This window comes from Streptomyces formicae (assembly GCF_002556545.1).
Taxonomy (GTDB): domain Bacteria; phylum Actinomycetota; class Actinomycetes; order Streptomycetales; family Streptomycetaceae; genus Streptomyces; species Streptomyces formicae_A.
Genome location: NZ_CP022685.1, coordinates 9,114,791 through 9,137,552 on the forward strand (window position 1 = coordinate 9,114,791; position 22,762 = coordinate 9,137,552).

General features: G+C 72.3%; 22 protein-coding genes and 1 pseudogene. 7 read left to right on the plus strand and 16 right to left on the minus strand.

Going from position 1 to position 22,762, the window contains the following annotated elements:
- Nucleotides 1–9: 9 nt before the first annotated feature.
- Nucleotides 10–2,496 (minus strand): ATP-dependent Clp protease ATP-binding subunit, encoded by a 2,487-nt coding sequence (locus KY5_RS39265; protein WP_098246662.1) that lies wholly within the window; start codon nt 2,494–2,496, stop codon nt 10–12.
- A gap of 337 nt (nt 2,497–2,833) precedes the next feature.
- Between KY5_RS39265 and KY5_RS39270 the strand changes: the two genes are divergently transcribed.
- Nucleotides 2,834–3,448, plus strand: a complete 615-nt coding sequence (locus KY5_RS39270; RefSeq protein WP_098246663.1) for an HdeD family acid-resistance protein — start codon at nt 2,834–2,836, stop codon at nt 3,446–3,448.
- Nucleotides 3,449–3,487: 39 nt separating this feature from the next.
- On the opposite strand, the gene hemC is transcribed toward KY5_RS39270, so the two are convergent.
- Nucleotides 3,488–4,423 (minus strand): hydroxymethylbilane synthase, encoded by a 936-nt coding sequence (hemC, locus tag KY5_RS39275; protein WP_098246664.1) that lies wholly within the window; start codon nt 4,421–4,423, stop codon nt 3,488–3,490.
- Between the two features lie 239 nt (nt 4,424–4,662).
- On the opposite strand from hemC, the gene KY5_RS39280 reads away from it, so the two are divergent.
- Nucleotides 4,663–5,136, plus strand: a complete 474-nt coding sequence (locus tag KY5_RS39280; RefSeq protein WP_098246665.1) for a GNAT family N-acetyltransferase — start codon at nt 4,663–4,665, stop codon at nt 5,134–5,136.
- Nucleotides 5,137–5,163: 27 nt separating this feature from the next.
- On the opposite strand, the gene KY5_RS39285 is transcribed toward KY5_RS39280, so the two are convergent.
- The 7 genes from KY5_RS39285 to KY5_RS39315 all read right to left on the minus strand — a co-directional run bounded on the left by KY5_RS39285 (nt 5,164) and on the right by KY5_RS39315 (nt 11,972).
- Nucleotides 5,164–5,433: a DUF1905 domain-containing protein gene (locus KY5_RS39285; protein ID WP_098246666.1), complete on the minus strand. Its 270-nt coding sequence runs from the start codon at nt 5,431–5,433 to the stop codon at nt 5,164–5,166.
- 122 nt (nt 5,434–5,555) lie between these two features.
- Nucleotides 5,556–7,058, minus strand: a complete 1,503-nt coding sequence (locus KY5_RS39290; protein ID WP_098246667.1) for an MFS transporter — start codon at nt 7,056–7,058, stop codon at nt 5,556–5,558.
- A gap of 14 nt (nt 7,059–7,072) precedes the next feature.
- Nucleotides 7,073–8,614: an MFS transporter gene (locus KY5_RS39295; protein ID WP_098246668.1), complete on the minus strand. Its 1,542-nt coding sequence runs from the start codon at nt 8,612–8,614 to the stop codon at nt 7,073–7,075.
- Between the two features lie 87 nt (nt 8,615–8,701).
- Nucleotides 8,702–9,304 carry a sigma-70 family RNA polymerase sigma factor gene (locus KY5_RS39300; protein ID WP_098246669.1) on the minus strand — a complete coding sequence of 201 codons (603 nt, stop codon included), beginning with the start codon at nt 9,302–9,304 and terminating at the stop codon, nt 8,702–8,704.
- Between the two features lie 119 nt (nt 9,305–9,423).
- Entirely contained in the window at nt 9,424–10,095 is a 672-nt protein-coding gene (locus KY5_RS39305) for a hypothetical protein (protein ID WP_098246670.1), read from the minus strand.
- Between the two features lie 100 nt (nt 10,096–10,195).
- Nucleotides 10,196–11,482, minus strand: a complete 1,287-nt coding sequence (locus KY5_RS39310; RefSeq protein WP_098246671.1) for a cation:proton antiporter — start codon at nt 11,480–11,482, stop codon at nt 10,196–10,198.
- A 4-nt stretch (nt 11,483–11,486) separates the two neighbouring features.
- Nucleotides 11,487–11,972, minus strand: a complete 486-nt coding sequence (locus tag KY5_RS39315) for a cation:proton antiporter regulatory subunit (protein WP_098246672.1) — start codon at nt 11,970–11,972, stop codon at nt 11,487–11,489.
- Between the two features lie 84 nt (nt 11,973–12,056).
- Here KY5_RS39315 and KY5_RS39320 point away from each other — a divergent pair, with 84 nt between their 5' ends.
- The gene (locus KY5_RS39320) at nt 12,057–12,470 is read left to right on the plus strand and encodes a nuclear transport factor 2 family protein (protein ID WP_098246673.1); all 414 of its coding nucleotides are present in this window, start codon (nt 12,057–12,059) and stop codon (nt 12,468–12,470) included.
- Nucleotides 12,471–12,621: 151 nt separating this feature from the next.
- On the plus strand, nt 12,622–13,146 hold the full coding sequence (locus KY5_RS39325) for a hypothetical protein (RefSeq protein WP_098246674.1): 525 nt from the start codon (nt 12,622–12,624) through the stop codon (nt 13,144–13,146).
- Between the two features lie 6 nt (nt 13,147–13,152).
- Here KY5_RS39325 and KY5_RS39330 read toward each other — a convergent pair whose 3' ends face one another.
- The gene (locus tag KY5_RS39330; RefSeq protein ID WP_098246675.1) at nt 13,153–14,502 is read right to left on the minus strand and encodes a (2,3-dihydroxybenzoyl)adenylate synthase; all 1,350 of its coding nucleotides are present in this window, start codon (nt 14,500–14,502) and stop codon (nt 13,153–13,155) included.
- Nucleotides 14,503–14,637: 135 nt separating this feature from the next.
- Between KY5_RS39330 and KY5_RS39335 the strand changes: the two are divergent.
- A pseudogene (locus tag KY5_RS39335) lies at nt 14,638–15,029 on the plus strand (GNAT family N-acetyltransferase).
- A gap of 20 nt (nt 15,030–15,049) precedes the next feature.
- Here the strand turns inward: KY5_RS39335 and KY5_RS39340 are convergent.
- On the minus strand, nt 15,050–16,687 hold the full coding sequence (locus KY5_RS39340) for a sigma factor (protein ID WP_098246676.1): 1,638 nt from the start codon (nt 16,685–16,687) through the stop codon (nt 15,050–15,052).
- 217 nt (nt 16,688–16,904) lie between these two features.
- On the opposite strand from KY5_RS39340, the gene KY5_RS39345 reads away from it, so the two are divergent.
- Nucleotides 16,905–17,318, plus strand: coding sequence for an SsgA family sporulation/cell division regulator (locus KY5_RS39345; protein ID WP_098246677.1), 414 nt, complete (start codon nt 16,905–16,907; stop codon nt 17,316–17,318).
- Nucleotides 17,319–17,398: 80 nt separating this feature from the next.
- Nucleotides 17,399–18,130: a siderophore-interacting protein gene (locus KY5_RS39350; protein ID WP_098246678.1), complete on the plus strand. Its 732-nt coding sequence runs from the start codon at nt 17,399–17,401 to the stop codon at nt 18,128–18,130.
- Nucleotides 18,131–18,158: 28 nt separating this feature from the next.
- Here KY5_RS39350 and KY5_RS39355 read toward each other — a convergent pair whose 3' ends face one another.
- From KY5_RS39355 to KY5_RS39375, 5 genes are all read right to left on the minus strand, one after another.
- Nucleotides 18,159–19,172 (minus strand): Gfo/Idh/MocA family protein, encoded by a 1,014-nt coding sequence (locus tag KY5_RS39355; protein WP_098246679.1) that lies wholly within the window; start codon nt 19,170–19,172, stop codon nt 18,159–18,161.
- 13 nt (nt 19,173–19,185) lie between these two features.
- The gene (locus KY5_RS39360) at nt 19,186–20,394 is read right to left on the minus strand and encodes a D-alanyl-D-alanine carboxypeptidase family protein (protein WP_098246680.1); all 1,209 of its coding nucleotides are present in this window, start codon (nt 20,392–20,394) and stop codon (nt 19,186–19,188) included.
- A gap of 133 nt (nt 20,395–20,527) precedes the next feature.
- Nucleotides 20,528–21,016, minus strand: a complete 489-nt coding sequence (locus KY5_RS39365) for a glutathione peroxidase (protein ID WP_098246681.1) — start codon at nt 21,014–21,016, stop codon at nt 20,528–20,530.
- A 33-nt stretch (nt 21,017–21,049) separates the two neighbouring features.
- Entirely contained in the window at nt 21,050–21,913 is an 864-nt protein-coding gene (locus KY5_RS39370; protein ID WP_234363087.1) for an ABC transporter permease, read from the minus strand.
- On the minus strand, nt 21,910–22,758 hold the full coding sequence (locus tag KY5_RS39375; protein WP_098247792.1) for an ABC transporter ATP-binding protein: 849 nt from the start codon (nt 22,756–22,758) through the stop codon (nt 21,910–21,912). Before KY5_RS39375 ends, KY5_RS39370 begins: the two co-directional genes overlap by 4 nt.
- Nucleotides 22,759–22,762 lie beyond the last annotated feature (4 nt).

Below are 22,762 nucleotides of genomic sequence, written 5' to 3' on the forward strand. Positions count from 1 at the left end.
CGCGACGGATCAGCTCGCCGCGTGCTCGATGGAACAGACGAGGGCGTCGTCCTTGACGTCCGCGACGATGGTGTCACCCAGCTCCGCCTCGCCCAGCAGGATCAACTCGGCCAGTCTGTTGTCCAGTTCGGTCTGGATCGTACGACGCAGGGGGCGCGCCCCGAACTCCGGCTGGTGCCCGTGCGCGACGAGCAGCTTCTTGGCCGCCTCGGTGACCTCCAGCTCCAACCCCTGGGCGCGCACCCGGCGTTCGGACTGCTCGAGGAGCAGGTCGAGAATGCGGGTCAGATCTTCCTCGGCCAGGCCGTGGAAGATGATGGTCTCGTCGATGCGGTTGAGGAACTCCGGGGTGAAGTAGCCCCGCAGATCGGCCTTGAGGTCGTCCTCGATCTCCGAGACGTCGCCCTGGTGCGCGAGGATGCGCTGGGCGCCGATGTTCGAGGTCATCACGATCACGCAGTTGCGGAAGTCGACCGTACGGCCCTGTGCGTCGGTGAGCCGCCCGTCGTCGAGCACCTGGAGCAGGGTGTTGAAGACGTCCGGGTGGGCCTTCTCCACCTCGTCGAAGAGCAGCACGCTGTACGGCTGCCTGCGCACCTTCTCGGTGAGCTGCCCGGCCTCCTCGTGCCCCACGTATCCGGGCGGCGCGCCGATCAGCCGGGAGACGGTGTGCTTCTCCTGGAACTCGCCCATGTCGAAGCGGACCATGCGGCCCTCGTCCCCGAACAGCAACTCCGCGAGCGCCTTGGCGAGTTCGGTCTTGCCGACGCCGGTCGGACCGAGGAAGAGGAAGGAGCCGACGGGGCGGTCGGGGTCGCCCATGCCCGCACGGTTGCGGCGCACCGCCTGGGAGATCGCGGTGACCGCCTCGTCCTGCCCCACCACCCGGGCGTGCAGCGCGTCCTCCAGTTTGAGGAGCTTCTCCTTCTCGCTCGCGGTCATCTGCGCGACCGGGATGCCGGTGCGCCGGGACAGGATCTCGGCGATGTCGAGGGCGGTCACCTCCATCACGCCCTCGCGCCGCTCCTCGACCCCGGCGAGCTCGCTCTCGGCCGTCGCGATCCGCTTCTTGATGTCGGACGCCTTCTCGAAGTCCTCGGCGCCGACCGCCTCGTCCTTCTCGCGCCGCAGCTTGGCGATGCGGTCCTCGCGCTCGATGACCGCACCGGACTTGCCGAGCGACTTCAGGCGGACGCGCGCGCCCGCCTGGTCCATCAGGTCGATGGCCTTGTCCGGCAGGAACCGGTCGGAGACGTAGCGGTCCGACAGCTCGGCCGCGGCGGTGAGGGCGCCGTCGGCATAGCGGACCTGGTGGTGGGCCTCGTAGGAGTCCCGCAGCCCTTCGAGGATCTGCACGGTCTCCGTGACGCTGGGCTCGGGGATGAGCACCGGCTGGAAGCGGCGCTCCAGGGCGGCGTCCTTCTCGATGTACTTGCGGTACTCGTCGATGGTGGTCGCCCCCACGACGTGCAACTCCCCTCGGGCGAGGGCGGGTTTGAGCATGTTGCCCGCGTCCATCGCCCCCTCGCCCGACGCGCCCGCGCCGACCACGGTGTGCAGCTCGTCGATGAAGAGCACCGTCGACTCGGATGCCTGCTTGACCTCGTCGATGACCTTCTTCAGACGCTCCTCGAACTGGCCCCGGTACTGCGCGCCCGCCACGAGCCCCGACAGGTCGAGCGCGATGACACGCTTGCCCTCCAAGGTCTTGGGCACCTCGCCCGCCACGATGCGCTGGGCCAGGCCCTCGACGATCGCGGTCTTGCCGACGCCCGGCTCGCCGATCAGTACGGGGTTGTTCTTGGAGCGCCGGGAGAGGATCTCCACGGTCTGCTCGATCTCCTCGGCCCTGCCGACCACCGGGTCGAGCCTGCCCGCCTTCGCCTCCTCGGTGAGGTCCCTGCCGTACTCGTCCAGGGTCGGCGTGTCACTCGTGCCACCGCTCGGTGTGCCCTCCGCCCGCGTGGCCGCCTCCGTGCCGTGTCCCAGGCGGTCCGCGTCCACGCCCTGCGAGGCGAGCGTCCTCGCGGCGCCGGAGTCCGGTGTGCCGAGGAGCGCGGCGAGGATGTGCTCGGGGCCGATGTAGGACACCCCGGCCGCCTGGGAGCGCTCGAAGGCGGCCATCAGTACGCGCTTCGCGGCGGGGGTCAACCGCGGTTCCGCTGACGGCACTTCGCTCGCCCCCGGCAGGGCATCGGCGATCGCCTTGCCCAGTTGGTCCGGATCCGCGCCCGCCTGGGCGAGCAGACTCCTGGCCGGATCGACCTGGGTCGCCGCCCACAGCAGGTGCTCGGTGTCGAGGTCCGCGCTGCCGTCGTCGGCGGCGCGCGTGGTGGCCAGGCCGATCAACTCCCGCGCCGAGTCCGTGAGCAGCCGTCCGATCGGCACCCGCTGTACCTGTGGCGGTGAGGAGGCGGGGGACGTGCCGAAGAAGCGGTTGAGCAGCTCGGAGAAGGGGTCGGGGCCGCCGAGGGATCCGAAGGAGGACATCGTCATGGTCGCGTCGCCGTCCAGGTGTGGGGCAGGTCGTCGTGCGGGGCAGACCGTCGTCCGGAGGCAGCAGTCGTGCCCGGCCGGTCATCCTCACTAAAACAAGCCCACCGCATTACCGCAAAAGGTGCATGTGGCCATGAAACGGGGTAGCTGGCTCCGTGCCCCGGAACGCGCGTCGCCGCGGCTTCCCGGCCCGCCGTCGTGGGCGCCCGTCACCCGGTCGGCCGCAGGGCGCCCGGCGGGCGACGGGCCGTGTGCCCGGGCCCCGGCCGCCCCCGCCGTGCCCCTTTCGGCCCGCGCCCCGGGTTGTCGCCCCGGCGGCGCCGACCAGCCTGGACACATGGACACAGCCACTCCACCCACTCCGACCACCCCGCGCGGGCCCAGCGGACCGAGCGGACCGCTGAACGCCCTGGTCCGCGGCGCCTGGCAGTACGTGCTCGTCTCGGGCGTGCTCGCGCTGGTCCTCGGCATCCTCGCGCTGGTCTGGCCCGGCGCGACACTGCTGGTCGCGGGCGCCTTCTTCGGCGCGTATCTGCTGGTCAGCGGAATCTTCACGATCGTCGCCGCGTTCGGCACCCATGTCTCGGGCCCGATGCGGGTGCTCGCCTTCATCAGCGGCGCCCTGGGCATCCTGCTCGGCCTGTTCTGCTTCCGCGGCGCGATGCAGTCGATCCTGCTGCTCGCCCTGTGGATCGGCATCGGCTGGCTCTTCAGGGGCATCACGCTGACCATCGCCGCGGTCTCGGACCCGGACATGCCCGCCCGTGGCTGGCAGGCCGTCACCGGCATCGTGAGCCTGATCGCGGGCTGCGTCCTGATCGTCTCGCCCTTCGACTCGGTGGCGGTCCTCACCGTGCTCGGCGGCTGCATGCTGATCGCGGTCGGTGTCGCCGAGATCATCACCGCCTTCCAGATCCGCCGCCGCGCCAAGCGCCTCCCGCACCACGTCTGACGCCACCGCCCCGGCGGGGACCGAGCACGGCCCCCGCCGTCAGTGCGCGATGCCGTCGATCAGTTCCCTGGCGCCCTGGCGCAGCAACGCGACCGCGACGGACATGCCCAGGGTGGTGGGATCGAGCGGACCCGCCCACTCCTGCGCGTTCAGGACCGTCTTGCCGTCCGGGGTGAACACGCAGGCGCGCAGCGACAGATCGCCGCCCCGCTCGGCACGCGCGTACCCGGCGATCGGCGAATTGCAGTGCCCTTGCAGCACGTGCAGGAACATCCGCTCCGCCGTCGCCTCCCGCCACGCGTCCCGGTCGCCGAGGCCCGACACCGCGTCGATCGTGGTCGTGTCCTCCTCGCGGCACTGCAACGCGAGGATCCCCGCGCCGATCGGCGGGCACATCGTCTCCACCGAGAGGATCTCGCTGGCCAGCTCGGGACGGCCGATGCGATCGAGACCCGACTGGGCGAGCAGGAGCGCGTCGGCGTCGCCCGCGGCGAGCTTCGCCAGCCTGCGGCCCGCGTTACCGCGCATCGGCACGCACTCCAACTTCGGGTGGGATGCGGCGAGTTGGGCGACGCGACGGACCGAGGACGTGCCGATGCGGGTGCCCGCGGGCAGCTCGTCGAGCGTGAGCCCCTCGGGGTGGATGAGCGCGTCGCGGATGTCGTCCCGCTTGAGGAACGCGGCGAACGTGGTGCCCGCGGGCAGCGGCCGGTCCGCCGGTACGTCCTTCACGCAGTGCACCGCGAGGTCCGCCTCGCCGGCGAGGAGCGCGGCGTCGACCTCCTTGGTGAACGCCCCCTTGCCGCCGAGCCGCGCCAGGTCGCCCATCCAGCGGTCCCCGGAGGTGGTGACCGGCACGACCTCGGTGCGGATGCCGGGATGCAGCGCGGCGAGTTCGGTACGGACGCGCTCCACCTGGGCGAGTGCCATGGGGGAGGAGCGGGAGACGATGCGGATGAGCTCGGGAACGGACATGCGCTCCACGATAAGGGCTGCGGGAGGGCCTCCCGTCCCGGTGCGATGATCAACAGTCGCTCACGGGGCGGGAGTTGTGCGCCGTTCGGCCGAGCGCGCCGTACGTCGCCGCTCCGACCGGGGCGTACGCCGCCACCCCCACCGGATCCGGCCCGGCGTGCGCCACCCGCCACCGGCTCATAGCGTGAAGTGCGCCCAAGGCGCGGCCTGGCGCCGCGCCCGCCCCCCTCGGAGGCCCCATGTCCACGCCCGCAGCGTCATCGCGCCCAGAGATCGGACTCGAACCGATGACCGCCACCCATCTGGCCGACGTCCTCGCGCTGGGCCGCCAGGTCTACGACACGAGCGTGAAGCCCTACACGTCCTGGTCGCTCTCGGCGATCGCCGGGCACATGGACGGCGAGGCGTCCGCCTGCTGGGTGGCCGTGGACGGGGAGCGGCTCGCCGGGTTCGTGCTCGGCTCGATGGGGTTCGACCAGCGCGCCGACTGGGGCAACCTGGAGTGGATCGCGAGCGCCCCCGACTACCAGGGCCAGGGCGTCGCGAGCCGCCTGGTGAAGGCCTGCGTCGCGTCGCTCACCGAGGCGGGCGCGAGCGCCGTCGTGACGGACGTCGAGTCCCGCAACACCGCGTCCGCCGCGCTGATGCGGCGCAACGGCTTCGAGGCGAGCGTGTCGGTCACCTTGTTCGTACGGGAGGCAGGAGTTGCCTAACGCCGGGCAGAGCGATCGTGCCAGGCGTCAGGCGTCGACTCGCTCCCGCAGCCGGACGGTCACAGTGTCCCCTTCCTCCTTGCCGATCGCCTTGCGCACGTCCGCCTTCACCGGCAGCTTGTGCGTCCCGTCCCCCAGGGCCATGAACGAACTCTGGAACGGATGACCGTCGATCGTGCCTCTGACCTTCACCAGGCCGCGGGTGCCGAAGAACTCGGCCGACTGTGGCCACACGACGTAGGTCCAGCCGCCCTTGTTCGGGCTCTTCCGCAGGGTTGCGGTGAACTGCTCGTCCATCACGTATACCGCCTGTCCGGGAACCTTCGATGGGACGTTCACGAGGTAAGACGGAGGCAGGCGGGGAAACTCATCGCCGGCCACGAAGCTCGACCGAACAGGGCTCGTCGACAGGTGACGTCCTAGCCGGGAGGAGCGGACCCCGGCTCCAGCGGCGGCGCGTTCACGCCGAGGCACGTCCTGCACTGCGGCTCGTTCCCCCGCTCCTCGTGCCAGGCGGCCGGGCTCGGCCTGACGAACACCGCCGCCGCGACCGCCGCGAGGACGAACAGCGCCGCGCACATCACCGCCGCCTTGCCGAAGGCGGTGTTCAGCGCGTCAGGATCCGCGTACGCCGTGCCGGACAGGCCCACCGCGAGCGGCAGACCGGCGACGACGAGCAACTGCGCGATGCGCGCCGCGGTGTTGTTGACGCCGGACGCGAGACCCGCGCGGCTCGCGTCCACCGAGGCGAGCACGGTCGCGGTGAGCGGCGCCACGAACAGGCTCATGCCGAGGCCGAGCACGACCACCGCGGGCAGCACATCGGTGACGTACGAAGCACCGGGCCTGATCCGCAGCATCAGCAGGACACCGGTGGCCGCCACCAGCGGTCCTGCCATCAGCGGCAGACGCGGGCCGACGCGCCGGGCCAGGTCACCGGAGTACGCGGAGAGCAGCAGCATCAGGACGGTGATCGGCAGCGTCGCCGTGCCCGCCTGCAACGCGTCGTAGCCGAGCGTGGTCTGCAACTGCACCGGCAGCAGGAAGAGGATGCCGCCGATCGCCGCGTACAGGCACAGCGTCATCACGTTGGCCGCGGTGAACAGACGCGAGCGGAACAGGGTGAGGGGCAGCATCGGGTCGCGCCTGCGCCGCTCGACCGCGACGAAGGCGGCGCCCGCGGCGAGACCGAGCACTCCGGGGAGCACCATGCCCGCCGCCGACGCGTCACCGGACGCGCCGATCAGCGCGAAGCTGACGCCCGCCAGGAACAGCGCGGCCAGGCACGCGCCCGGCACGTCGAAGGGCCGCGCCGACGCCGCCTCGTCGCGGCTCTCCGGCACGTGCCGCACCGCGACGAGGACCAGCGCGGCGAGCGGCACGTTGATGAGGAAGATCCACCGCCACCCCGGACCGTCGATCAGCCAGCCGCCCAGGAAAGGCCCGATCGCGCCCGCCACACCGCCGAGCCCCGACCAGGCGCCCACCGCCTTGGCCTGGTCGTCGGGCCGGTACGAGGAGCGCACGAGCGCCAGCGAACCAGGGGTCAGGAGCGCGCCCCCGACGCCCTGGAGCGCCCGCGCCGCGATCAGCGTTCCGGCGTTCTGCGCGAGCCCGCACAGCGCGGAGGCGAGCGCGAACCACACCACGCCCACGATCAGCGTGCGGCGCCGCCCGACACGGTCGCCGAGCGCGCCACCGAGCAGCAGCAGCGCCGACAGCGTCAGCATGTAGGCGTTGACCACCCACTGCAGGGCCGAGATCGAGGCGTCCAGGTCCTTGCCGAGCGTCGGCAGGGCGACGTTGACCACCGTCCCGTCGAGCATCGCCATGCCCGAGGCGAGAACCGCGCACGCGAGCACCCAGCGGCCGCGCGCCGAAGCGAGCGCGATTCCGTCCTCGCCCGCGGAGACCGGGGCCATGAGTCACTCCCGCCCTACAGGTGGACCGCGCCGCCGCCCGCGTCCGTCGCGACCGGGGCGCCCCTGCGATAGAGGACGACCGTAACGACAAGACCGACGGCGAAGAAGAGGGCCGACCACCAGTACGCCGTCGAGTACGAGTGCATCGCCGCCTGTGCCCGCACCTCGGGCGTCGGCTTCTTGCCGACCAGATAGTTGGAGGCGGCCGTGGTGGCGAGGGTGTTCAGGAGCGCCGTGCCGATCGAACCGCCCACCTGCTGGCTGGTGTTGACCATCGCGGAGGCCACCCCGGCGTCGTGCGCGGCGACTCCCGCCGTGGCCATGCTCATCGCGGGGGCGAAGATCAGGCCGAGGCCGAGCCCGGCGACCAGCAGGGGCGGCAGCACGTGCGCGGCGTAACCGCTGGTCGTGTCGAGCGCGGTGAGCCAGGCCATGCCGGCCGCCGAGAGCCCCATGCCCAGCGGGACGATCGGCCGCGCCCCCATCTTCGGCAGCAGGTTGTTGGTGGTCACCACCGAGGCCACCACCATCACCGCGACCATCGGCAGGAAGGCGAGACCGGTCTTGATCGGCGTGTACTCGAGGATCTGCTGGAGGTAGTACGTCAGGAACAGGAAGACACCGAACATGCCCGCGCCCGAGATGAACATGGCGAGGAACGAGGCCCCCCGGTCCCGGTCGAGCACGACCCGCAGCGGAAGCAGCGGATGCGTCGCCCGCGTCTGCCACCAGGCGAACGCGACGAGCAGCACGGCGCCGATGACCAGGAACCCCCACGTCTGCGCGTCGCCCCACTCGTGGGTCTCGGCGTTGGAGAAGCCGTAGACGATGCAGAAGAGACCGGCGGAGACCAGGAGCGTGCCGGGCACGTCGAGTTCGGGCCGGTCCGGGGGAGCGCCCGCGTGCAGCAGGCGGGCGCCGCCGACCATCGCGACGACGGCGAAGGCGAGGTTCACGTACAGGCACCAGCGCCAGTCCAGGTACTCGGTCAGCACACCGCCGAGCAGCAGCCCCACCGCGCCGCCCGCGCCCGCGATGGCGCCGTAGATGCCGAAGGCCTTGGCACGCTCCCGCGGGTCCGTGAACGTCGTGGTGAGCAGCGAGAGTGCGGCGGGGGCGAGCAGCGCGCCGAACACGCCCTGGAGCGCGCGGGCCGCCACCAGCATGGAGAAGCTGTTGGCCGCGCCGCCGAGCGCGGAGGCGAGGGCGAAACCGGCGAGCCCGGCCAGGAACACGATCTTGCGCCCCACCAGGTCGGCGATCCGCCCGCCGAGCAGCAGCAGCGAACCGAAGGCGAGCGCGTACGCGGTGACGATCCACTGCCGGTTGCCGTCGCTGAACCCCAGGTCCCGCTGGGCCGAAGGCAGCGCGATGTTCACGATCGTCGCGTCGAGCACCACCATGAGCTGGGCGATGCCGATCACGGCGAGGATCAGCCAGCGGTGCTCGTGGCGGCCGCCTCCCGCGTACGGCACGGAACCCGGTGCCCCGGCGTCGCGAACGGACCCGGCACCGGGGCGAACGGGCTCCGAGGCGGGTACGGACGAGCGGTCCATGGTGACCTCCAGACACCCCCGCACCACGCTAAACGCACTGCTCGGAGGCCGCGACCGGGGCCTCCGAGCAGTGCGCGGCCCCCTCCGTCAGGCGGCGCGGTCCGCGGCGAGCAGCAACTCGCTCACGCGCTCCCGCGCACGCGCCACCCGGGAGCGCACGGTGCCCACCGGGCAGCCGACGGCCGCCGCGGCGTCCGCGTACGGCAGCCCTGCGAGCTGGGTGAGCACGAACGCCTCACGGCGCGGCGCGTCGAGCCCGGACAGCAGGTCGAGCAGGGCCACGCCCTCCTCGAAACCGGGCAGCCCACGCGGCTGTGCCCGCTCGGCGGCCGCCTGCCAGTCACCGGTGTCGGCGATCCGCGGCCGCGCCGCCGCCCGCCGGAACCGGTCGGCGACGGTGCGGCGCGCGATGGCGAGCAGCCAGGTGCGGGCACCGGACCGCGCCGCGTAGCCGGGCAGGGAGGTCAGGGCCCGCAGATACGTCTCCTGGGTCAGGTCGTCCGCGCCGTGCAGGTCACCGCTGAGGTGTGCCACGAAACGCCAGACGTCGCGCCGGGTGGCCCGCACGAACCGTTCGAACGCCTCGGCGTCGCCGTCGCGGGCGGCGAGCGCCCACTGGGTGATGAGGTCGTCGCGGGTCAGGTCCCCGCCGGGCGCACCGGTCGGGGGTCGCAAAAGGGCAGCAGTCATCGCAAGAGGTCCTTCGGTGAAGGGAGTTCGGAAGCGACGCGGCGCAGCCTGCCGGGGACCATTGCCCCGGTGTGCGCGGACGCCGAAAATCCGCCCGGCACCGAGGGGCGCGGGCGGTATCAGGAACTGACCGGAAGGACCGGTGGACCTCTGCGGGAGACGGCGTACTGAAGGAGGACCCCGCGCAGCCGGGGCACGGGTACGAGCGCCCCGACGCGCGGCGGGGCAGGGGGCAGGGCCGCGACGAGGATCCGCAGGACGAGGCGGAGCGGCACGAACAGGGCCGCGGCGAGCGCCCGTCCCGTCCGGAACGCGGCGGCCTCGCCGCGCCACAGCCACAGGGCGCAGAGCAGGGCGGCGACGACGTGGGCGAGGAACATGCCGAAGGCGCTGTGGCCGAAGAGCGACATGATCCACTCACCGGCGTCGGGCCCGGAGGCGGCCCCGGCCCCGGACCCGGACGACATCCCCATCGCATGGTTCATGTGGTTCATGTGAGCCATGCCGTCGCCGCCGGTCGCACCGGGCGCCGTGCCGAGCCGCTGCGCGAAGCCGAACAGTTCGTGCAGGGCCAGCTGCGCCACGACCGTGGCGGAGACGACTGTCGGCGCGCCCCGTTCGCGCCCGGTCAGCCACCACGCGGCCGCGGCCGTGGCCGCGAACGCGTACCCGACCGCCCACCAGGGCAGCGCGGCCCCGGACATGAGCGTGTGACCCAGCGCCGTGACCACCACGCACACGGCCGCGAACACGGCGGCTCGTGCGAGGCGGAACACGGGACCTGAGGTCATGGGGAGCATCGTGCCAGCAGGGCGGGCGGCGCCGGGCGGCGAGTCCCGAAGTTGCCCGGTGTGTACCGAGCTGCACCGCCCGGCGCGGCCGTCGGTCGACCTACGAGCGGTCGCGCGCGTCCTGCCCGTCGAGGTTCTCGACGGGCTCCCGGGGACCCGGCAGCTGCGCCCCGGCGGCCTCGGTACCGGCATCAGTACCGGCACCGGCGGCCACGGGCGCACGCCGCCGCGCGAGCGCGTCGCTCACGAAGGCCGCGATGGGCTGGGTGTAGCGGGCGGTCAGCGGACCGACGATCACCAGGATCAGCACGTACGCGGTGGCCAGCGGGCCGAGCGACGGCTCGATGCCCGCCGCGACCGCGAGGCCCGCGATGACGATGGAGAACTCGCCGCGCGCCACGAGCGCGCCGCCCGCCCGCCACCGGCCCTTGACGGACACCTGTGCACGGCGGGCCGCCCAGTAACCGGTCGCGATCTTCGTGAGCGCCGTGACGACGGCCAGGGCGAGCGCGGGGAGCAGCACCGGCGGAATGCTCGCCGGATCGGTGTGCAGTCCGAAGAAGACGAAGAACACCGCGGCGAACAGGTCGCGCAGCGGCGAGAGCAGCGAGTGCGCGCCCTCGGCGACCTCTCCGGAGAGCGCGATGCCGACGAGGAACGCGCCGACGGCCGCGGAGACCTGGAGCTGCTGGGCGATGCCCGCGACCAGGATGGTCAGACCAAGTACCACCAGGAGCAGCTTCTCGGGGTCGTCACTGGAGACGAACCGGGAGATGAGCCGCCCGTACCGCACCGCGAGGAAGAGGACGAGGCCCGCGGCGCCGAGGGCGATGGCGAGCGTGAGGCTGCCCGCGGCGAGGCCGACTCCGGCGAGCAGCGCCGTGATGATGGGCAGGTAGATCGCCATCGCCAGGTCTTCGAGCACGAGGATGCTGAGGATGACCGGCGTCTCGCGGTTGCCGACCCGCCCGAGGTCGTTCAGGACCTTGGCGATGACGCCCGAGGACGAGATCCAGGTGACGCCCGCGAGGACGACGGCGGCCACCGGGCCCCAGCCCATGAGCAGCGCGGCGATCGCGCCGGGCAGGGCGTTCAGCGTGCAGTCGACCAGACCGGCCGGGTACTGCGTCTTGAGATTGCTGACGAGGTCGTTGGCCGTGTATTCGAGGCCCAGCATCAAGAGCAGCAGGATGACGCCGATCTCGGCGCCGATGGCGACGAACTCCTCGCTCGCGCCGAGCGGAAGGAGCCCGCCCTCGCCGAACGCGAGCCCGGCGAGCAGGTACAGCGGAATGGGCGAGAACTGGAAACGCCCCGCGAACCGGCCGAGGAGACCGAGCGCCAGGATGATCGCACCGAACTCGATCAGGAAGACAGCGGAATGCACGCGATCACTCCCGCCCGAGTATCGTCGCGGCCGTCTCCACGCCTTCGCGCGTGCCGATGACGATGAGGGTGTCGCCACCCGCCAGGCGGAAGTCGGGGGTCGGCGACGGAATGGCGTCGGCCCTGCGCAGCACGGCCACGATCGAGACGCCGGTCTCGGTCCGCATCTTGGTCTCGCCGAGCTGTCGCCCGTTCCAGTGCGAGGTGGCCGAGAGCAGGACGCGCTCGGCGACCAGGCCCAGGTCGGTGGTGTGCAGCAGGTTCGGGCTGTGGTGCGAGGGCATCAGCGCGTCGATGAGCGCGTCCGCCTCGCCCGAACTCAGCTTCAGGGACAGCGCGCACTCGTCCGGGTCGTCGGACCGGTAGGCGCTCAGCGTGCGGGCGCCGTCCCGGTGCGCGACCACGGAGAGACGGCGTTGTTCACGGGTCGTCAGGTCGTAACGTATGCCGATGCCTGGGAGCGGCGTACGACTGAGTCGCGATGCGGGCACAGCTTTCCCCTTGGAATAGGTGATCTTTCGGGGAGTCACCCTATCGGGGCCAAGTGTTGGCAAAATTCACCTCCGGAGGCAGTCATGCCCAGAACGCCACAGGAGATCTTCGAGCGTTGCGTCTACGTGGGAACCCTGTCCCACGATGCCGACGCGTTCGCCGAACAGTTCACCGAGGACGGCGTTTTCGAAGCGCCGCTCCTGTCCGCCGCATCGGCCTTCCCCGCACGGTTGGTGGGCCGCGAACAGATCCGTACGGAGATGGCGGCGTACTACGCGCGGCAGGCGGGCGACCACCGTAGGCCGAACCTCGAGAAGTCCGGGTACGTGCTGCACGTCACCGAGGACCCCGACGTGTTCATCGTCGAGATCGACACGGTCTTCGACGGAGAGGGCGATGGGGAGGACGTGACCGTCTCGCTCGTGCAGATCTTCCGGATCAGGGACGGGAGGATCGCCCGGCTGCGGGACTACTTCGCGCCGGACCTGATGAACTGAGAGCGCGGTGGCGCCACCGGTTTCCAAGCTGGCGCCATAAATGGCTCCACAGTGGCACCACTCGTGTGCCATGGTGATGCACGTACAGCGCACCCCGTCCGTACTGGGCGGGGTGCGCGTTTCGTGGGGCGAGTCATCAAAGGGGCGGATCATGGAGACAGCAGAGAGTCGGCAGCAGGCGGCACCCGGCGCCTTCGTCGCGTTCGCCCGCTTCGTGCTCTGCGGCGGCGGCGTGGGCCTCGCCTCCAGCTTCGCCGTGGCGGGACTCGCCTCCTGGCTTCCCTGGGCTCTGGCCAACGCCCTGATCACCGCGGTCTCCACGCTGCTCGCCACCGAACTGCACGCCCGCTTCACCTTCGGTGAGGGTGGGCGCGCGACCTGGCGCCAGCACGCGCAGTCGGCCGGATCTGCGGCGGCCGCGTACGTGGTCACCTGCGTGGCCATGCTGGTGCTCCAGCAGGTGGTGGCATCGCCCGGTGCGGTGCTCGAACAGGTCGTCTACCTCTCGGCCTCCGCACTCGCCGGTGTCGCGCGGTTCGCGGTCCTGCGCCTCGTCGTCTTCGCGCGGACCCGTACGCAGGGCGCGGGTGTCGTCCGCACCGGCGGCCCCGTGCCCGCGACCGTGGCCCGCGCCGCGGCCCCGGCCGACACCGCGCGCCTCTACCCCGCGGCCTGACCTGCCTCAGGCCGTGTCCGTGCGGCGGCCCGTCACCACCAGGTCGCCGTCCGGGGTGCGGCGCGCGAGTGCGCCGGTGCGGAAGAAACCGTCGGCGGTGTAGGCGCGCGCGTCGTGGTCGGACGCCCGGTAGTAGCCGCGCGGGATGTACGGGCCACGGGCCAGGAGTTCGCCGGACTCCCCGTCGGGTACGTTGCCGCCGTCGGCGTCGACGAGGCGGATCTCGTCGTCGGGCGAGAGCGGGCGCCCGTGCGTGGTGAGCACGGTCTCGTCCGGATCGGTGGGACGGGTGAGGACGAGCGGCCCCTCGGGCATGCCGAACACCTGCTGCGGACGGCAGCCCCACTCGGGTCCGATCCGTTCGGCGGTCGTACGCGGCAGGGATCCGCCAACGATCTGCACGAGCCGCAGACTGCTCAAGTCGGCCCGGACCGTGGGGAGTCCGTCGAGCCAGCGCCGCGCGTCGGAGGGCGTCACCGACGTGACGGTGACCTGTTCCTCCTCGATGACCGGCAGACACAGGGCGGGTTCGGCGTTCTCGGCCAGGACGACGGTGCCGCCGACGGAGAGGGTGCCGACGATGCCCGGGCAGCCGAAGGCGAAGTGGGACTCGGCGGGCAGCGCGGCGAGGTACACGTCGTCCCCGGTGAGTGACACCTCATCGGCGGCGGCCCGCACCTGGTAGACGTAGTCGTTGTGGGTGCGCGGCACGAGCCTGGGCTCCGCGCCGGTGACGCCCTCGGCGAGAAGGAAGAACGCCACCTCGTCGGCACGCTGCGCGACCGCGCGGTCGGGCGGGGCGTCGATGGCGGACAGCGGGAAGTAGTGGCAGCTCGACGCGTCGGCCGTCATGCCGCCGTACGGGGACGCGGTGCCCGGCGCCTCGTAGGTGAACACCCGCCGCAGGAAAGGCCCTTCGGCCGCGATCTCCGCGGCCATCGCCGTGTGGTCGAACCCTCGGTACGTCGAGGGGCCGACGTAGCCGACGGCCTGGGTGATCCGCACGAGCGGCGACACCTCGGACGCGCGGTGCGACACCGGGCAGAACACGGGGATCGCGCCGACCCGCATCAGCGCGAAGACGGTGACGACGAACTCGGGGACGTTCGGCAACTGCACGACGACCCGCTGCCCGGGCCGTATCCCGCGCAGCCGGAACCCGGCGGCCGTGCGATCGACGCGCCGGTTCAGGTTCGCGTAGGTGAGGCGGGTCTCGCCGTGCACGAGCGCGGTCCGGGGCCCGTACTCGAGGGCCCAGCCGCGCAGCAGATTGTCCAGCGTGTTGCCGCGCCAGTGCCCGACCGCCCAGTAGCGGTCGACGAACTCCTCGGGCCAGGGCGTGCAGCCGTCGAGCATGGATGTCCTCCGCTTGCCGCCGTGTTGACTCCGGCAACCCAATCCGCCCGGGCCCGCGCGCCGCAATGCGCGTTCCGAACCATGGGCGCGGACCCGTGTCGGCGGAAACTCCAAACCGCTTACTAGGCTGCCGCCGTGAACGACACCACGCGGCCCGTACGGATCCGCCCGGGAACCCTCGCCGACGCACCGGCCGTCCTCGGCATGCTCGACGCCGCGGTGGTCTGGATGAACGCGCGGGGCAACACCGAACAGTGGGGGACGACCGCGTACTCAGGTACCGCTCGACGCGACCCGCGCCACCCGGCTTACGCGAGCTGGATTCCGGCCCCAGCGCGCAGCTCCCGATCCCGCCCGCCGGGGAGCCCGAGCTGTACGTCCGGCTGCTGATCTCCGACCGGCGCCGCACGGGCCTCGGGATCGGCGCCGCACTCCTGGCCCACGCCGAGCGCAACGGATTCACCCCCACCGACCGCTTCCTGTCGGAGCGCTGGCCGGGCCAGGTGCTTGCCAAGCGGATCGCCTGACGGGCGGACGTCCGCGCGCCCTAGGGGCGGTGGCAGATGTAGATCGGCCCGATCCAGGGTTCGCAGACGGGCGGCTCGGGGGTGGGGTCTACGGGGGTCGGCTCCACAGGGGTGGGGTCGACCGGTGTGGGATCAACGGGCGTCGGCTCGACCGGGGTCGGGTCCACGGGAGTCGGATCCGTCGGGGTCGGGGTTGGCGTCGGGGTTGGAGTGGGCGTCGGAGTCGGGGTCGGCGCCGGATCCGTGGCTGTGGGTGACGGTGTCTCGACCGGCGGCGTGGCCGGAGACTGCGTCGGCGGTTCCTGAGTGTCCGGTTCCTGCGCGGCCGGGGGAGCCGCGGGACGCTGCGGCTGCTGCGGCGTCTCCACGGGCTTCTGCTTCTCCGTATCGGAACTCCGCGCGGGCGGCCCCGCCGGCTGCTGCCCGGACGCCTTCCCGGGCGCCTGCCCGGGCCCCACGTCCGGCTTGGGCGCGGCGTCCTGCTGAGGCTTCGCCTTCTCCGGAGCCTGCTGCCACGGCGGCGCGGGCGGCTGCGGAACCCCGCTCTCCGCCGTGACGACCCGCTGCTGCGGCACCGAGGGCTCGTCGGATCCCGCGAGCACGAGCCCCGCGGCGACGGCAGCCCCTGCCACCGTCGTGGCGACCGCTCCCGCCGCCGCGACGGACATCTTGCCGCCGCCGGTGAGGACGTGTCGTATGCCGTGGAGCAGACCACCGCCGTGACCCGCGGCGGTGCCCGCCGCGGAGCCCGCGGCGAGCGGCAGCAGGAACGTGCCCGAGCCGCCGAGGACGAAGACGAGGAGGGCGGGCCCCGCGAGCGCGGGCAGCCGGGTGTTGGCGCGGGTCAGCAGCGCGAGCCGGGTGCGGCAGTCCGCGCAGTCGTCGAGGTGGGCGAGGAGCCGCTCCGACTGCCGGGGCGACGCCTCGCCGCGGATGTGTCCCGGCATGCGGTCCCAGTGCGTCTCGCACGCGGGGTTCTCCGGTGTGCCGAGGTGCGCGCGCAGGAACGCCTGCCGCATGCCCTCGCGGGCCCGGTGGAGCAGCACCGCCGTGGCGCCGCGCCCGGCGCCGATGCGGCGCCCGATCGCGTCGAGCGGCTGCCCCTCGGCCTCGGCGAGCCACAGCGCCTTGACCCACCGCTCGGGCAGCTGGCCGAGCACGCGCGTCAGGAGGTCGACGGAGGAGACACGGTCCGCGGGATCCTGCTCGGCGTCGCCCGCGCCGATCGCGTCGAAGGTGCCGAACGGCGAGTCCACGACGCCGGTGATCCCGACGGACTCGGGGGCCTGCGGATCGCGCGGCGTCTCGCGCGCTGCGGCCCCGCGCCCCACCGTGGCGGCGAGGTGCCGCACCGTCGTCATCAGATACGCCGGTACGTTCTCGATCTCGTGCCCCGCGGACAGCCGCCGCCACACCCGGAAGTGCGCCTCGGCGACGAGGTCGTCGGCGACCCAGGAGTTGCCGGTGAGGGAGCGCGCGTAGGCGACGAGACGAGGCTGTTGTTCCTCGAAGACACGTGTGTACCGCGCTGTGGCGGGCACATGGACGGGCGCGACGGTTGGTTCCGAGGCGAAGGGTGGTTCGGACACGAACGGCGCCGCGTCGGCGGTGGCTCCGGCGGATATGCCGGAGGGGACGTCGGCAGGGACGTCGGTCATGGCAGGACACTCTCCCGTTCCCACTGCGGGGGGTTCGGACGAGTTCGAAACTCTAGGCGACAAATGTCGGACTTATGGAGGCGAGTGGCACAGGTCACATGGATCTCTTGGCGCGTTGCCGTAATGACCCGGCCGGTAGCGGGGTCATCAGGGGTACGAGGGTTCCTGCCGCGGCGGGGACCCTCGGGAACCGGAACCACAGAAGTGGAGCTCGATCATGGCCGTCACCCTCGAACAGCCCGCCCGCGCCCGCCTCATCACCCCCGAAGGCCGCGAGCGAGGATTGCCCGTGGTCCTGCGCTACTCGGCGGCCGACCCGCTCGCCGTCCAGATGACCTTCCCCTCGCAGGCGGCGCTCGACGGCGTCGAGGTCACCTGGATCTTCGCGCGCCAACTCCTCGAGGACGGCCTCACCGCCCCCGCGGGCACCGGCGACGTGCACGTCTGGCCGTGCGGCAGGGCCCGCACGGTCCTGGAGTTCCACGCGCCGCAGGGTCTCGCCCTCGTGCAGTTCGACAAGATCGTGCTGCGTCGCTTCCTGGCCAGGTCGTACGCCGTGGTGCCCGCGGGCGGCGAGGTGGCGGACCTCGATCTGGACCTCGGTCTCTCGAAGCTGCTCGGGGGTGTCTGAGTCGGCTCGCCTTAGGTTAGGCTCACCTAAGACGATCACCTGGCGCGTCGCCGGGGACGTGCTCAGGGGAGGGGTGTCCGGTGGGGCATGGCTGGGAGGGTGTGGTCCTCAAGCTGTTCCGCGGCAAGGACTTCGAGTTCACCGTGACGGCGACCGAGGAGGTCACCGAGCACTACCGCCGCGTCCACGTCACGGACGGCGGCATGCTCGCCCTGACCGGCGTACACCCCACGATGTGGGTGCGCCTCTGGTTCGACGACGGGGGCAAGCCGCACCAGCGCGCCTACACCCTCGTCGACCCGGATCCGGAGGCGGGCACCTTCACCCTGGAGTTCGCGCTGCACGACGGAGCCGCCAGCAAGTGGGCCCGCGAGGCCGCGCCGGGGGACACGATCGAGGCGACGGTCCAGGGCACCGGCTTCGAGCCGCCGGACCCGGCGCCCGGCCGCCTCTTCGTCATCGGCGACCCCGCGGCACTGCCCGCGGTCAAGTCCCTGCTGGCCGCGCTGCCCAAGACCCCTGCGACGATCTGGTTCGAGACCCAGCACGACAGCGACGGCGAGCTCGACCGACTCGGCCTGCGGCTCGACGCGGGGCTGCACGAGCTGCGCACCGTCGAACGGCGCGATTCCGGCGGGCACCTCGTCCAGGAGGTGAAGGCGGCCCTTCCCGAGCTGCTCGGCGACCCCGAGGACGCCTACGTGTGGATCACCTGCGACACGAGGACGACCCGCGCCCTCGCCTCGTACGTCCGCAAGGAACTGTCCGTACCGAAGCACCACGTGCACGCGCTCGGCTACTGGCGCACCTGACGAGGCGGCCCGCCGGTCCGCGCCGCGCTCAGCCGTACAGAGCGGGCCGCTCGGCCATCTCCACCGTGACGCGCGCCCCCTCGCGCAGCGCGCGGACCCCGGCCTCGGCGACGGCGGCCGCCGCGTAACCGTCCCAGGCGCTCGGTCCCGTCGCCCCGCCCGTGCGGGCCGCGGCCACCCAGGCGCGTACCTCGCGGTCGTACGCGTCGGCGAACCGCACCACATAGTCCTGCGCGATGTCCTGTCGCGCCCGGCCCGCGGCGCGGACGGTCATCGCGCGGTCCTCGCCCACCCGGGCGCTGCCGCGTTCGCAGACCGCCTCGCACCTCACCTCGTACCCGAAGCCGCAGTTGACGAAGACCTCCACGTCGACAAGGGCGCCGCCGGATGTCTCCAAGAGCACCAGCTGCGGGTCGAGCAGCCCTCGCGGGGCGTCGCCGGACGGCGTGGGGCGCAGCACCGTCACCGCGGTGATCTCCTGGCCGAGCAGCCAGCGGGCCGCGTCGATCTCGTGCGACACGGAGCTGCTGATCAGCATCGCCGAGGTGAAGTGCGGGGGAGAGGCGACGTTGCGGTGTTGGCAGTGCAGCATCAGGGGCCTGCCGAGGTGCCCGGAGTCGAGCAGCGACTTCAGGTCGGCGTACTCGGCGTCGTACCGGCGCATGAACCCCACCTGTATCAGGCGGCGCCCCAGCCCCGCCTCCGCCTCCACGACCCTCAGCGAGGAGGCGGCATCAGGGGTGAGGGGCTTCTCGCAGAGCACCGGGAGGCCGCGTGCGCAGGCCGCGAGCAGCACCTCCTCGTGCGCCGCCTCGGGGGAGGCCACCAGGACCGCCCCCACGCCGGGCGCGGCAAGGGCGGCGAGCGCGTCGCCGTGCACGGACACCCCGGCACGGCCCGCCACCGCCGCCTCGGCCCGCGCCGTGTCGGGGTCGGCGACCGCCACCACGCGGGCCCCGCCCACCGTCGTACCGATCCTGCGCACGTGGTCGGCGCCCATGTGCCCCGCGCCGAGCACGGCCACCCCCAGCGGCTCGCTCATGGCGCCCCCTCACCTACTCGGTCAACTCCACGCCCGCGTCCGTGCGCCGGGCCACCGTAGCCCGTCGCCGCACGGCCACCACGATGCCACCGAGCACGGCGACGGCGCCCGCGCCGACCAGCAGGACCGCGGGCCAGTCGGAGTCCTCGTCCGGTGTGCCGACGACGCTCTGCGCGACGGCGGCGTGGGCCGGGCCGGGTGCCGTACGCGCCGACGCCTTGGCCGCGGGCAGCAGCGATCCCACGGGCCGTACGTGCCCGGCGGCCGCGAAGCCCCAGTCGAGCAGCGACCTGGCCTCCTCGTACACGGCGTGCCCGCCGCCCGCCTGAGGGTTCATCACCGTCACGACGAGGGTGCGCCCGTCGCGCCGGGCCGCGCTGATCAGGGTGGAACCCGCGTTGCTGGTGTAGCCGTTCTTCACGCCGAGCACGCCGGGGTAGGGCGCCACGCCGTCGGCGCCCGTCAGGAGCCGGTTGGTGTTCTGGATGGGGTACGACCAGCCGCCCGCGGGGAACGGGGCGACGCGGGTCGAGCAGTAGCGGGCGAACTCCGGATCCGCGAGCCCCGCCTTGCCGAACACCGCGAGGTCGTACGCGGACGAGACCTGCCCGGCGGCGTCGTAGCCGTCCGGCGACACCACATGGGTGTCGTTCGCCCCGAGTTCGCGGGCCTTGGCGCGCATCTGCTCGACGGTCCTGTGCCAGCCGCCGTTGAGCCCGGCGAGGACGTGCACGGCGTCGTTGCCGGAGCTGAGGAAGACGCCCCGCCACAGATCGGCCACCCGGTAGCGGCGGCCGGGCGCGACGCCCACCATGCTGCTGCCCTCGCCGACGCGGTCCAGCTCGTGCTCGGTGACCAGGTGCTTCTTGTCGGCGTCGAGGTGGGGGAGCGCGGTGAGCGCGAAGAGGGACTTGAGCGTGGAGGCGGGCGGCAGCGGGCGGTGCGCGTTCCGTGCGGCGAGCACTTCCCCGGTTCGGGCGTCGGCCACCAGCCACGACAGCGCGGAGACGCCATCCGGCACCGAGGGGCCGCCGGGACCGGGCCGCACCTGGACGCCGGGCCGGTCGAGGAGTGCGGACGAGTACGCGGGAAGCGGCCGCGGCGGCGCCGGTTCGGCGGGAACCTCGGCTGCCGCGACCGGAGTCGACAGGAGGACCAGAGCCCCGATCGCGAGGGCCGCGGTGCGTACGGACGAGGAACGCGGAAGGTACCTGATGACCATTCAGCCACCGTAGGAGCGCGCTCCCGACTCCGCAGATCGGCTTGGACCGGCTGGAGGTATCGCTCCGTCAATCGGCGGCGACCGGACCGCGGGCCTCACGACCCGCGGCGCGGCGGCCGCTGCGGGGCGTCGGTCAGGCCGGAAGGACCTTCTCGATCGCGGCGACGACCTCGGGGGCGTCCGGCTCGGTACGCGGCCCGAAGCGGGCGACGACCGCGCCGGAGCCGTCCACGAGGAACTTCTCGAAGTTCCAGCGGATGTCCCCGGTGTGCCCCTCGGCGTCCGCGGTGTCGACCAACCGCTCGTACAGCGCGTGCCTGCCGTCCCCGTTGACATCGACCTTCTCGGTCATGGGGAAGGTCACGCCGTACGTCGCCGAACAGAACTCGGCGATCTCCTCGGACGTACCCGGCTCCTGCCCCATGAACTGGTTGCACGGCACCCCGAGGACGCTGAACCCACGCGCCGCGTACTGCTCGTGCAGCCGCTCAAGACCCGCGTACTGCGGGGTGAGCCCGCACTTGGAGGCCACGTTGACGATGAGGACGGCCTTGCCGTCGAACTGGCGCAGATCGGCGGAGCCGCCCCGCAGAGCGCCGATTTCTTCTTCGTAGACAGACATGCGAGCGAGCCTACGCCCGCACCGACAGCCCCCTCACCCCACCCGCCGCATCGCCTTCTCGCGCCGCTGGGCCACGCTCGACCCCGACTCCCGGCGGGCCGCCCGCCGCAAGACCAGCGGCGCGAGGGCGAAGCCGAGAGCGGCCCAGGCGCCCAGTACGCCGACCGTTTCCCACTGCCGCCAGGAGTCGCCGATCTCGACCGTGACCGCGCTGTCGGGGAGGAGCGCGGCCCGCATGCCCAGGCCGAGCCAGTAGATGGGGAACACCTGCGCGACGGATTGCAGCCAGTCGGGGAGCGCGGTGACCGGATAGAAGATGCCGGAGATCGCTATGAGGCCGAGGACCGGCAGTTGGATGATGCCCTGGGCCCGGGTACTGGTGAAGACCGAACCCAGCACCGCGCCGAACGGCAGCGTCGCCAGCATGCCCAGCGCGAGCACCCAGGCCAGCGTCAGCCACGAGCCCGCGTCGGCGACGGACAGTCCCTCGATGAGGAACAGCGCGGGCACCAGGAAGATCGCGAGGTCGGCGGCGAGGCCGCAGGACACGGTGATGACCTTGCCGACGAAGTACCCCCGCATGCCGTGCGGAGTCGCTTTGGCGCGCAGCAGCGTGCCGTCCTCGCGTTCGGCGGTGAGGACCTGGCTCATGCTGAGCATGCCCATGGCCGTGTTCATGCCCAGGATGCTCGGCAGGGCCAGGGTGCCGAGGAGGAGGCCCTGGGACCCGAAGGCCGAGTCCCGCATGAAGTACATGACGGTCAGCATCAAGGCGGGCCACAGGAAGTGGGAGAGCAGGTCCCCGCCATTGGTGAAGGACTGGATCAGTTCGACCCGGCCGCGCGTCCACCCCGCGCGCAGGGCCGTGGTGGTCGGGTGCGGAGTCATCGGGGTCATCGGGCCGCTTCCGTCGTCTCGCGCACCCACGCCAGGTAGGTGTCCTCCAACGAGGCCCTGCGGACCTCCAGTTCGCGGATCGCGTCCCCGTGCTCACGGAAGAGGCCGTGCGCGAAACGCGTCGAGTCGGTGGTCGACGTCGCGAAGCGCCGCCCGTCGCGCATCCAGCGCACCTCGTCCTCGCCCGCCGTCCGGCGCGCGAGCTCGTCCGCCGAACCGTCCGCGACGATCCGGCCCGCCGCCAGGATCACGATGCGATCGGCGAGCCTCTCGGCCTCGTGCAGGTCGTGCGTGGTGAGCAGGACCGTGGTCCCGTGGACGTCGGCGAGGCGGCGTACGAGACCGTGGAACTCATGGCGTGCGGCCGGGTCGAAGCCCGCCGTCGGCTCGTCGAGGAAGAGCACCTCGGGACGGCCCACGATGCCGATCGCCACGTCCAGCCTGCGCCGTTGGCCGCCCGACAGGGTCTTGATCTTCCGATCCGCGTGCGCGGTCAGGCCCACCGCCTCGATCAACGCGTCCGTCTCCCAGGGCCTGCGGATGAGTTCCGTGGAGTACCCGGCGTAGTACGTGCCCAGGTGCGCGAGCAGTTCGCGCACCCGCCACTTGCCGTGATCGCGCCAGGACTGCAGGACGACGCCGATCCGGGCCCGCCACCGTTCGTCACCGTGGGCGGGGTCCGTGCCGAGCACCTCGACGCACCCCGCCGACCTCGTACGGAAGCCCTCCAGGATCTCGATCGTGGTGCTCTTGCCCGCTCCGTTCGGCCCGAGCAGCGCGAGCACTTCACCGTGGCGGGCCCGGAACGTCACCTCGCGCAGCACGTCATGGGTGCCGTAGCGCATCCGC